This window comes from Streptomyces sp. NPDC045470 (genome assembly GCF_040646595.1).
Classification (GTDB): domain Bacteria; phylum Actinomycetota; class Actinomycetes; order Streptomycetales; family Streptomycetaceae; genus Streptomyces.
Genome location: NZ_JBEZAN010000029.1, coordinates 23,232 through 33,002, shown reverse-complemented (window position 1 = coordinate 33,002; position 9,771 = coordinate 23,232). Strand labels below are relative to the sequence as shown.

The window sequence follows — 9,771 nt, the reverse complement described above, 5'->3', positions numbered from 1 at the left end:
ACCAAACGCCACCCACCCACCAAACGCCACCCACCCACCGAACGACATCCACCCCACAACAACGGCGGAGCGTCCGACGACGACTCCGCGGAGGAATTCCGAGGACATGACGCAGACCAACCCGACCACGCCGGACACGGACGCCCCGCAGCCGACCATCCTTCTCCTGGGCGGCAAGCGCTCCCTGCTGCTGAAGGCACAGAAGCTGGGGCTGACGGTCCTGCACATGCAACTCGCCAAGGAATTCACCCCCGACCAGGCCGAACTGGCCGACCTCACCGTCCTGCTGGACTACGAGGACGTGGACAAGGCGGTCGAGGTGGCCCGCGGGCTGCACACCTTCCGCCCGTTCGCCGCGGCCGTCACCATCACCGAATGGGCCCAGCTCGCCACCGCCCACATCAACGAGGCCCTCGGCCTGCCGGGCGTCTCCCCGCGTACGGTGGAACTGGTGACGGACAAGTTCGCCATGCGCGAGGCCCTGAACGCGGCCGGCGTCGGCGAAGTGGGAGCGGTCCGGGGCCGCGACCGCTCCGACCTCACCGACTTCGCCTCCACCTACGGCTACCCCTTCCTCATCAAGCCGATCGCCGCGTCCGGCAGTTACGGCGTCTTCCGGGTCTCCGGCCCCGAAGACATCGATGCGGTCTGGGAGAAGCTCAGCGCCCTCGGCCTCTCCACCTTCCTCGTCGAGGAATTCCTCGAAGGCCGGGAAATCGGGGTGGAGGTCCTCACCTTCGGCGGGCGGCACGTCCCGCTCGGTTGCACTGACAAGGAAATCAACGCCGATTTCATGGAAGTGGCGCACTACAGCCCGGCCGAGCTGCCCTCGGAACAGCGCGCCGAACTCTTCGCGTTCGTCGGCCGGGTCCTCGACACGCTCGGCGTCGACGAGGGCGCCTCGCACACCGAGCTGATGCTCACCGCCAAGGGCCCGAAGGTCATCGAGACCCACACCCGCCGGGCGGGCGACCGCATCGGCGAACTGACGCGCCGGGTCTACGGCATCGACATGGAGGCGTACACCCTCGGCCACCCCGCCGGGGTACTCGACGCGCTGACCGAGAGCCCCCGGCCCCGGCTGGGCGCCTCGGTCCGCTTCTTCGAGGCCGAGCCGGGCATCCTGCGGGAGGTGCGGGGCGCGGAGGAGGTGCGCGACAAGGAGGACGTCGTCGAGTTCTACGTCCAGTTCAAGGCCGGTGACCGCGTCCCGCCGCTGCGCTGGGCGCTCGACCGGGTGGGCCACGTGATGGTGGAGCGGCCGACCGCCCAGGAGGCGTTCGCCACGGCCACCGCGTACGCCGACAGCCTGGAGTGGGTCGTCGAGCCCGACACCGACGAGGTGCCGCAGCCCGGCGGCACCTCCGTCCCCGGCCACGAGATCGACCAGGCCGCCAAGTTCTACCCCGCGGGCTGACCTGCGGTAACCCTCCGGCGGCCGGAACGAACGAGGCGGTCGGGCCCTCGAATCTCAAGGGCCCGACCGCCTCGTCAGGGGACCGCGGGGAATCAGGCCACCGCGCGCAGGAGAAAACGCCCCCCAGAGGCCGTTTTCCCGGCTGCGCCCGGTTTGGTCCAGAATCCGTCTAGCGCTGGGGGCCGGGGGGCTGGGGGCTGGGGACAGTCACGCCGTAGTGCGCCCCGGCGCGAATTCCGGCGCGGACGCCCGGTGCCGTGCACGCCACGTTCACCGGAGCTGGTGAGTTTGCGCGCGCCGCCGGTTCCCGCATCGGTGCCCGGGAACTGTTCCTGTAGGCGGTGCGACGCCGGTGTCCCCAGGATCAGAAATCAGCGGCGCGCAGCAGCCACTGTCGCGGCGACGGGCCCGCCCGTGGGCGGCGGACAGTGGGACCCGACGCCCGGCCCCTACGGCGAGAGGCGTTCCGCACCACCGCCGCCACCGGCTCCGACCCTGTAGAACAACCCGCGCGAGGCGATGAGCCGATGCCCCACGCACCTGACACGGCCACACCGGAGCCCGAGGAAGAACCCCAGCCGTTCCCGATGCCCGCGCCGGGCGGCATGGGCCCGCCGCCGCAGTACCCGACGCTGCGCGACCAGTGCCCGGTCGTCCGGGTCACCACCCCGTTCGGTGCTCCGGCCTGGTACGTCACCCGCTACGACGACGTACGGAACCTGCTCGCCGACGACCGGTTCACCCGCCCGACCATCAACGACTGGCCGCTCGACCCGGACGCCGGCACCAAGGGCTGCCCCGGCCTGGTCACCATGATGGAACTCGACGGGGCCCGGCACACGGCGCTGCGCCATGCGCTGGCGGAGCCGTTCGGCACCCGTGCCACGCGGCAACGGCGGCCGGCCCTCCGCGCCACCGCCGACCGCCTGCTGGCGCGGTTCACCGACGCCGGGCCGCCCGGCGAGCTGGTGAGCGACTTCCTCGACCCCTTCCCGCTGCTGGTGATGTGCGAACTGGTGGGCATCCCCTACGAGGACCGGGCCCAGCTCCTCTCCCCGGCCGACGCCGCGCTCGGCGCACTGATCACCCTGCCGGAAGGCCGGGCGGCCACCCGCCAGTTGCGCGCCTACGCGGAATCGCTGCCGGCAAGCCGCCGCCGGGCGCCGGGCGACAACATCCTCACGTCGCTCGCCCACGCCTGTGACCGCGGAGTGGTGGACGAGGAAAGCGTGCTGGCCTTCGTGCTGTCGATGCTCGTGGCCGGTTACCGCACCAGCACCATGTTTCTGGCCAACGCCGTACCGGCCCTGCTGACGGAGCCGGACCGGTACGCGCGGCTGCTGCGCGACCGCTCGCTGCTGCCCGCCGCGGTCGAGGAACTCCTGCGCTTCCTTCCCGTACAGAACGGCGTCGTCGTCCTCCAGGCCCGGCAGGACGTCACGCTGCACGGGCGGACCGTCCGCGCCGGCGAGGCCGTGCTGCCCGTACTGGCCGCGGCCGACCGTGACGAACGCGTCTTCCCGGAGGCCGACCGGCTGGTATGTCCAGGCAACTGCTCCGGTCGGGGGCAGGGATTCCCGCGAAAGCCGGAAGCCGGCTTTCGGCGTTTCTCGTCGATGTGGGGGGCTGGGCAGCAGCGTTCTGCCTCCCCCCGGGGATCAACGCCGCAGTCGTCGAGTTGCTGGGCGGGGACTTGGATAGTGCTGCGACCGTACCCGGAACGGTGATCGCCCTCGCGGTCTTCTTCTGCTACGTGCCGGTCTGTACCTATTTCTGGGGTGCGACGCCGGGCAAGCTGGTTTTCCGCCTCAGGGTGATCAACTACAACACGGGTGAGCCGGTGTCCGTCGCGCGTTCCTGGGGCCGCTTCTTCCTGCATGCGCTGTTCGCCGTCATGTGCTGGGAGGTCCTCTTCTTGGTCGGCCACTTGTGGCTCCTGGGTGAAGAGGGCAGGCCCCTGCACGACAAGGCCGCGGGCACCACCGTGATCCAGCTCAGCCCACCGGGTGAGCCGGTCACCATCGCACGGCCGTGACGAGGAACGGCTCCGGCCCGGCGGGACCATGCGCGGAGCGGAAGAAAACCGGCTACGGCCGGCACCTCACCAAGCAGTCGTCCCAACCGGCCGGCTGATCCTCCACTACCGCCTGGCCCACGACAGGGAAACTCTCCCCGCCCGCTGCGAAGCCATGGTCCACCTGGCCAAGACCGACTAGACAGACAACATACTCGCGAACAGAGAACGGGAGGACCGGAGCTTGTCCCAGCCCGGTTCGTGGGACGCAGTCACGGTAGCCGACCGCTCCTCGCGGACGGCGGGCGTCTAATGATCTGTGTACTGCTCGTGCGAGGTCTCGGGCTGCCGTATCCACGCGGCCAGGAGCCGAAGCGCCTCTTCGGAGCTGGAGCCTGCCTCGGCGGTGTAGACACTCAGCCGCTGGTCCGGGTCGGCGGGCAGGGTGAGGGACTCGTAATGGAGGGTGAGCGGGCCGACGATCGGGTGATGGAAGTGTTTGCTGCCATGCGTGTGCCGATACACGTTCTGGTCGGCCCACCAGCGGCGGAAGTCGTCGTCCGCGATCGAGAGTTCGCCGACGAGTTCGGCCAGCAGCGGATCGTGGGGATGGCGTCCGGCGTCGCGCCGGAGCGAGGCGACAATGTCCTGGGCGTGGGTGTCCCAGTGGGTATACAGCGAGCGGGCGGTCTCGTCGCAGAACATGAACCGCACCAGGTTCCGCTCGCGGTGCGGCAGCGCGTCGAAGTCGGTGAGCAGCGCACGTGCCATCTGGTTGGAGGCAAGTACGTCCAGCCGTCTCCCCAGCACAAGGGCGGGGGTGTGCTCGAGGGTCCGGAGCAGGTCGCGCAGTCCCGGGCGGACCGGCTGCGGACGCGTCGCCGTGCGGCGCGGCCTGCCCGCGGCGGGCTTGGCGAGCTGGAACAGGTGGGTGCGCTCGACGGGATCGAGGCGCAGCGCGCGGGAGATGGCGTCCAGCACGGTCTCGGAGACGTTCAGCCGGCGTCCGCGTTCCAGGCGTACGTAGTAGTCGACGCTTACGCCCGCCAGTTGCGCGATCTCTTCGCGGCGCAGTCCTGGCACGCGCCGAGGGCCGCCGTCGTCGGGCAGGCCCGCCTGGCGCGGGGTGATCCGTGCCCGCCGGGAGCGGAGGAACTCACCGAGAGCTGTGTTGCGGTCCATGCCGTTCACGATAGGGCCCCAGATCGCCCCGACGGCCCGCGAAGGGGGGACTGACAGTCCCCGGTCCGGCTGTCCCCGGGGCGAAGCGGGCTCCCCAAAAGACGTTCGGCAGCCGATTCCGGTGCTGAAGTGGAACGTGCCGAGACCGACCGGGGCCCAACGCCCCGGTCGGCCTCTGTCCGCATCGCACGAAGGGAACTCCTGTGTCCGACACCAAGACATTCCTGATCACCGGCGTCAGCACCGGCCTGGGCCGCGCCCTCGCGCGCGCGGCGTTGGCCGCGGGCCACCGGGTGGTGGGCACGGTGCGCACGCCCGCCGACGCACGGGCCTTCGAGGCGCTCGCCGGCGACGCGCACGCCCGCATCCTGGACGTGACCGACCATGGCGCGGTGGACACGGTCGTGGACGAGACCGAGCGCGTCCTGGGCCCGGTCGACGTACTCGTCGCCAACGCCGGGTACGGCCATGACGGCCTCTTCGAGGAGTCGTCGATAGATGATCTTCGCCGGCAGTTCGAGGTGAACGTCTACGGAACCGTGGCGGTGATCAAGGCCGTGCTGCCGCACATGCGGGAGCGCCGTTCGGGCCACATCATCGCCGTCACCTCGATGGGCGGGCTGATCACCATGCCGGGCCTCAGCTTCTACCACGGCAGCAAGTTCGCGGTGGAGGGCATCCTCGAAACGCTCGGCAAGGAGGTCGCCGATTTCGGCATCCATGTCACCGCCGTCGAGCCGGGCAGTTTCCGGACCGACTGGGCCGGCCGCTCGATGGTCCGCGCACCCCGTGTGATCGCCGACTACGACGAGCTGTTCGAGCCGCTGCGCGCCCGGCGCGCCCACGGCAGCGGGCACCAGCCGGGCGACCCGGACAAGGCCGCGGCCGCGGTGCTGCGCATCGTGGCGGCCGACCAGCCGCCGACGCGCCTGCTGCTCGGCACCGACGCGCTTCGGCGCGTCCAGGCCGGCCGCGACGCCTTCGAGCGCGAGATGCTGGCATGGGCCGAACTCTCGGCCTCCACCGACTTCGACGACCTCAACCGGTCCGCCTGACGTCACTTGCTGTCGGGCCCCAGCGAGGGGCCACGACGGCGGCCGTCATCACCAAGCCGGCCCGCTCTTGGTCCACCACAGCCTGCCGGGATCCGCAGAGCCCGACTGCCGTGTCGTTTCGACGAGCGTGCCGTCGCCGCGGCGGACAGCAACGAAGAAGACCTGGACGATGCCGACTGCAAAGACCCGTCAGGCAGACGGGAGCGCCCTCGTAGGCCGGCTCATTGAAGCTGGGCCGACATGAGGGCTTGGAGGTGAGGGCGCGCTCGTTGGAGGTCATTTTCTCCCGATGTTTCGTCCGCAGATGCGTCGCTGATGAGCTATTACCGACCTTGTGGGTGTGATGTCGTCAGCGTGAGTCCGGTGGCGGCGAGACATCCGTCGATGAGGTCGGGTCGGTATTGAATCTCCCGGAGTCTGTGCCGTAGCACCCGCATCAGGTGCTCGGGGTCGGTGAAGGCGGTGTTGCACTGACCCGAGCGCCGCACCAGAGACCAGATGCCCTCGACCGGGTTCAGGTCAGGTGAGTACGAGGGCAGCTGGAAGGAGGTGATCCAGCCGTGGCCGTCGACGAAGTCCCGCAGGCGGGCGTCTAGGTGCACATTCAAGTTGTCCCAGACGAGCACCAGCGGCGCCTTGAGCTGCAGGTAGGCGGCGATCAGCAGGTCGCGATAGTCGGCCCAGGTGAAACTGCGCCGGCCGCCGCGCTTGTGGTCGGAATGCCGTTTGGGCCGGTAGATCAGACGCGAACGTTCACCGGGTTTGTAGCAGGCCAGGGCGGCGACGGAGAAACGGCGCTGGGACCGTCCCCGCACCTGGACCACGGGCGTGTGCCCACGCCGGGACCGGGTTTTGCGGGTCGGCGGCGTCATCGAGAACCCGGCCTCGTCCTCAAAGACGATGAAGGCTCCGAGCGCCGCCGCGGCGTTTCCACCTGTGGCCATGTGTCCTTCACCCAGCCGGTGACCTTCTCCTCGTCCCGCTCCACGGCCCGCCTCGCCGGGACCTGGTGGCTCCAGCCGTGCCGGTGGAGCATCTGCGCGACGGCCGAGAGCGTCATGGTCTTGTGGAACCGGCGTCCGATGAGCGTCTTGATGCGCTCCAGGGTCCAGGTCTGGTCCGGCCAGCCCTGTGCGACCGGCCCTTTGCCCAGCTCCTGTTCCAGCACCCTGAACAGGGTCTCACTCAGCCGTGGCCGGCCCGGGGAGCCCTTGGACTTGAGGGATTTGCCACCGCCGTCCTGCCGGCAGCGGCGCCACCGTTGCACCGATCGCACGCTGATCCGCAGTTGCCGCGCCACCAGGGCGTTGTCCTGTCCGGCGACGAACCTCTCGGCCGCTTCCATCCGGATACGCTCGCGAAATGCCCGGCGCTCGTCCGTCAGGCCACCACCTTGCGGATACCTCATGCCCTGCACATACCGCGACGACCATCACTCGTCAGCCCCCCGCGACACCACCCCTACAAGGTCAGTAGAGCCCTCACCAGGTGGGGTGGATTCTGGTGAGGCGGCGGGCCATCAGGGCGATCATCGCAATGTAGATCATGGCGGTGGAGCGGGCTGGGAGGGCCTCGTAGTCGCGGGCCAGGCGGCGGTTCAGGATCAGCCACCCCAGCGTTCGCTCCACGCACCACCTGCGCGGTTGCACGGTGAAGCCGCGGGCGCCGCCGGGGGCGAGGCGGGCGATTCCGAGGTCGATGCCGAGGCGGGCGGCGTGGTCGACGAGGTAGTCGCGGTCCGCCCAGCCCTTGCGGAGGGGGCGGCGGCCGCCCCTTCCAGCCCCTGGCCCCTGACCGTCATCTGCGGCCACAACCCTGACGCTCAGATCCGCGGGGGACGCCCCAGGCGCGTCATCTGCCACACCGTGCGCCACCTCATCGCCTTGCGGGGACTGCAAGGTTTGCGCAGTCCTTCCACGAAGCCGCCGCACCACGCTTTCAGCCCGCTGAGGGACCGGATGCGCGCCAGGGTGAGCACGATCCACACACCTAAAGCTTGTCCCGGATAAGCGCGTGAGCTGTGGCTTTGCCGACGGTACGGTCGTGCGATGGAGTCCGCGAGGTTGAATGAGTGCCCGTTGCACGGGGCCGGCCTGAGCCCTGACCACCTGGTCGGACAGCGGCTGGAGGGGATCGTCGCATCCTGGCACCGGCAGGATGGGGAAGCGTCGTCCTGCCCGCTGGATGTGTGGCTGATCGACGGGAATGGTATGGCCACGCGCGTGACGGCCGGCTCGGACTGGTGCCTGATCGTGGAGCGATCAGCCCCCTACGAGGGGTTCGACATGGGAGGCGCGGGCCGCGTCGAGGTGGCACCGGTCCGTGACGAGACGCCCTTCACCGCTCACCTCGGTGAGACGGTTCTGGCGGTACGGGAAGAAGCTGACGCGGTCACCGGACGGCTCGCGCTGGACATCACCTTCGAATCCGGCCGTCTCCGGTGCCAGAGCTGGGCTGGCGAACTGCGGCTGTCCACCTGCTGATCCATGCACCGGCATCGGCGAGATCCATGTGAAGATCTTGCGGTGCCCGGTGTGATCACGGCGTCGCAGCCGTCCTGGATCGGCCCGTTCACCGGGCTGAGCCCGCGCTGTTTCCGCAAGCTGGTTACCGCCCTGCGCCGCGACGCAACGGACTCGGTCCGGCGGGGCCGGCCGTGGATCCTTCCGCTGGAGGACCGGGTTCTGCTGGTCACGGTCTACTGGCGGACCAACTTGACGCTGCGCCAGCTCGGCCCGCTGTTCGGCAACTCGAAGTCCGCGGCCGACCGCATCATCAATCACCTTGGCCCCCTCCTCGCCCCCGGGCCGCGCCGACGGTTCCGCAAGGACACCGTGCTCATCGTGGACGGCACCCTGGTGCCCACGCATGACCACACGGTGGCCGAACAGTCGAAGGACTACCGCTATTCCACCAATCACCAGGTTGTCATCGACGCTGACACCCGGCTCGTCGTGGTGGTCGGCCAGCCCCTGCCCGGCAACCGCAACGACTGCAAGGCAGGGGAGCTGTCCGGCGCGAAGGCGGCCGTCGGCGATACAACCGTGATCGCCGATGGCGGCTACCGCGGCACCGGCCTGGTCATCCCACACCGCCGGGAACGCGGCCAGACCGAACTCCCGGCCTGGAAAGAGGAGCACAACCTCTCCCACCGCAAGGTCCGCGCCCGCGTCGAGCACACCTTCGCCCGGATGAAGAGCTGGAAGATCCCCCGCGACTGCCGCCTCAAGGACGAGGGCGTTCACCACGCGATGCTCGGCATCGCCCGCCTCCACAACCTCGCCCTGGCCGGGTAGACCGAGGGGTCCCGCCACGGAGCTGCCTGTCTCAGCTATTCGATCATTGCGGGACAAGCCTTTAGCGCACCATTACGGCGAATGGCACATTCAGCACGACGGGATGGCCGATGCCGCGGCCGTGGAAGCCGTCGTCGCCGTACGCGTCGCCGTGGTCGGCGCACAGGATGATCAGCCAGCGCTTCCGGGCGCTTACGGTGGTGATCAGGCGGTTGAGGTGGGCGTCGGCGTAGGCGAGGGCGGCCCGTTGGGAGGCGGCGGTGTCCTTCGCCTCGCCGAGGTAGTGCCCGTGGGGGACGTGGGTGGCCGAGACGTTGACGAACAGGAACAGCGGCCTCTCGCGGTAGGTGTCGGCGATGGCCAGGGCCTGGTCGACCTGGTGGCGGGTGGAGTCCGGCTCGGGGGAGCAGAACTCGGGCCGCCAGTGGTCCTCGTCGAAGAGGTCCGGCAGGACGGAGCCGAGGGGTGTCTCGCGGGAGAAGTAGGTGCCGCTGGAAGCCTGCGCTGGCGCGCGTTGGAATCATCCCTCCGCGGCCTGCGGGCGCGAAGTCGTGGCAGTGGAAGGCTGCGCACCGGGACGGTTTCCATGTGCTGCGGCATACGTACGCGTCGCTGGTCCTTGAGGCCGGCGAGTCTGTGGTGACCTTGGCCAGATGGCTGGGCCACTCGTCCTCGGTGATCACGCTCAGTCACTATGCTCACTTCATGCCGGAGGCCGGAGGCCGGGGGCAGGGGTGAGGGCGTCGGGCCATCGATGATTGCTCGGCGATCCGGCGGACGCTGTGGTTGAAGGTTGAAATCACCCAA

General features: G+C 69.6%; 10 protein-coding genes and 3 pseudogenes. 7 read left to right on the top strand and 6 right to left on the bottom strand.

Features of this window, described 5'->3' with window-relative positions:
- Positions 1 to 106: 106 nt before the first annotated feature.
- The 3 genes from AB0A97_RS38885 to AB0A97_RS38875 all read left to right on the top strand — a co-directional run bounded on the left by AB0A97_RS38885 (position 107) and on the right by AB0A97_RS38875 (position 3,452).
- The gene (locus tag AB0A97_RS38885) at positions 107 to 1,417 is read left to right on the top strand and encodes an ATP-grasp domain-containing protein (RefSeq protein ID WP_361159931.1); all 1,311 of its coding nucleotides are present in this window, start codon (positions 107 to 109) and stop codon (positions 1,415 to 1,417) included.
- Between the two features lie 527 nt (positions 1,418 to 1,944).
- Positions 1,945 to 3,144: a cytochrome P450 gene (locus AB0A97_RS38880; RefSeq protein ID WP_361159928.1), complete on the top strand. Its 1,200-nt coding sequence runs from the start codon at positions 1,945 to 1,947 to the stop codon at positions 3,142 to 3,144.
- On the top strand, positions 3,036 to 3,452 hold the full coding sequence (locus tag AB0A97_RS38875; protein WP_361159925.1) for an RDD family protein: 417 nt from the start codon (positions 3,036 to 3,038) through the stop codon (positions 3,450 to 3,452). Before AB0A97_RS38880 ends, AB0A97_RS38875 begins: the two co-directional genes overlap by 109 nt.
- Before the next feature lie 288 nt (positions 3,453 to 3,740).
- On the opposite strand, the gene AB0A97_RS38870 is transcribed toward AB0A97_RS38875, so the two are convergent.
- Positions 3,741 to 4,613 carry a helix-turn-helix transcriptional regulator gene (locus AB0A97_RS38870; RefSeq protein ID WP_361159922.1) on the bottom strand — a complete coding sequence of 291 codons (873 nt, stop codon included), beginning with the start codon at positions 4,611 to 4,613 and terminating at the stop codon, positions 3,741 to 3,743.
- Positions 4,614 to 4,816: 203 nt separating this feature from the next.
- Here AB0A97_RS38870 and AB0A97_RS38865 point away from each other — a divergent pair, with 203 nt between their 5' ends.
- Complete coding sequence (locus tag AB0A97_RS38865) at positions 4,817 to 5,668, top strand: oxidoreductase (RefSeq protein ID WP_361159919.1); 852 nt, start codon at positions 4,817 to 4,819, stop codon at positions 5,666 to 5,668.
- A 323-nt stretch (positions 5,669 to 5,991) separates the two neighbouring features.
- On the opposite strand, the gene AB0A97_RS38860 is transcribed toward AB0A97_RS38865, so the two are convergent.
- The 4 genes and pseudogenes from AB0A97_RS38860 to AB0A97_RS38845 form a co-directional block, all read right to left on the bottom strand.
- A complete protein-coding gene (locus AB0A97_RS38860) occupies positions 5,992 to 6,540 on the bottom strand; it encodes a transposase (protein WP_361159962.1) in 549 nt (182 codons plus the stop codon).
- A complete protein-coding gene (locus AB0A97_RS38855; protein ID WP_361157844.1) occupies positions 6,537 to 7,076 on the bottom strand; it encodes a winged helix-turn-helix domain-containing protein in 540 nt (179 codons plus the stop codon). The genes AB0A97_RS38860 and AB0A97_RS38855 overlap by 4 nt, the downstream gene beginning before the upstream one ends.
- A gap of 73 nt (positions 7,077 to 7,149) precedes the next feature.
- Positions 7,150 to 7,404 (bottom strand): annotated as a pseudogene (locus tag AB0A97_RS38850) (transposase); the annotation flags it as partial.
- A gap of 86 nt (positions 7,405 to 7,490) precedes the next feature.
- Positions 7,491 to 7,661 (bottom strand): annotated as a pseudogene (locus tag AB0A97_RS38845) (glycosyltransferase family 2 protein); the annotation flags it as partial.
- A 55-nt stretch (positions 7,662 to 7,716) separates the two neighbouring features.
- Here AB0A97_RS38845 and AB0A97_RS38840 point away from each other — a divergent pair.
- Both AB0A97_RS38840 and AB0A97_RS38835 read left to right on the top strand, forming a co-directional pair.
- Complete coding sequence (locus AB0A97_RS38840) at positions 7,717 to 8,151, top strand: hypothetical protein (RefSeq protein WP_361159916.1); 435 nt, start codon at positions 7,717 to 7,719, stop codon at positions 8,149 to 8,151.
- A 42-nt stretch (positions 8,152 to 8,193) separates the two neighbouring features.
- The gene (locus tag AB0A97_RS38835) at positions 8,194 to 8,964 is read left to right on the top strand and encodes a transposase (protein ID WP_361159913.1); all 771 of its coding nucleotides are present in this window, start codon (positions 8,194 to 8,196) and stop codon (positions 8,962 to 8,964) included.
- A gap of 61 nt (positions 8,965 to 9,025) precedes the next feature.
- Here AB0A97_RS38835 and AB0A97_RS38830 read toward each other — a convergent pair whose 3' ends face one another.
- Positions 9,026 to 9,415 (bottom strand): sulfatase-like hydrolase/transferase, encoded by a 390-nt coding sequence (locus tag AB0A97_RS38830; protein ID WP_361159960.1) that lies wholly within the window; start codon positions 9,413 to 9,415, stop codon positions 9,026 to 9,028.
- Between the two features lie 41 nt (positions 9,416 to 9,456).
- Here AB0A97_RS38830 and AB0A97_RS38825 point away from each other — a divergent pair.
- Positions 9,457 to 9,702: pseudogene (locus tag AB0A97_RS38825) on the top strand (tyrosine-type recombinase/integrase); the annotation flags it as partial.
- Between the last annotated feature and the right edge of the window lie 69 nt (positions 9,703 to 9,771).

Excerpts from the sequence above, each read along its gene's own strand:
- AB0A97_RS38885 (WP_361159931.1), top strand. The coding sequence starts at position 107 with ATGACGCAGACCAACCCGACCACGCCGGACACGGACGCCCCGCAGCCG.
- AB0A97_RS38880 (WP_361159928.1), top strand. The coding sequence starts at position 1,945 with ATGCCCCACGCACCTGACACGGCCACACCGGAGCCCGAGGAAGAACCC.
- AB0A97_RS38870 (WP_361159922.1), bottom strand. The coding sequence starts at position 4,613 with ATGGACCGCAACACAGCTCTCGGTGAGTTCCTCCGCTCCCGGCGGGCA.
- AB0A97_RS38860 (WP_361159962.1), bottom strand. The coding sequence starts at position 6,540 with ATGACGCCGCCGACCCGCAAAACCCGGTCCCGGCGTGGGCACACGCCC.
- AB0A97_RS38855 (WP_361157844.1), bottom strand. The coding sequence starts at position 7,076 with ATGAGGTATCCGCAAGGTGGTGGCCTGACGGACGAGCGCCGGGCATTT.
- AB0A97_RS38840 (WP_361159916.1), top strand. The coding sequence starts at position 7,717 with ATGGAGTCCGCGAGGTTGAATGAGTGCCCGTTGCACGGGGCCGGCCTG.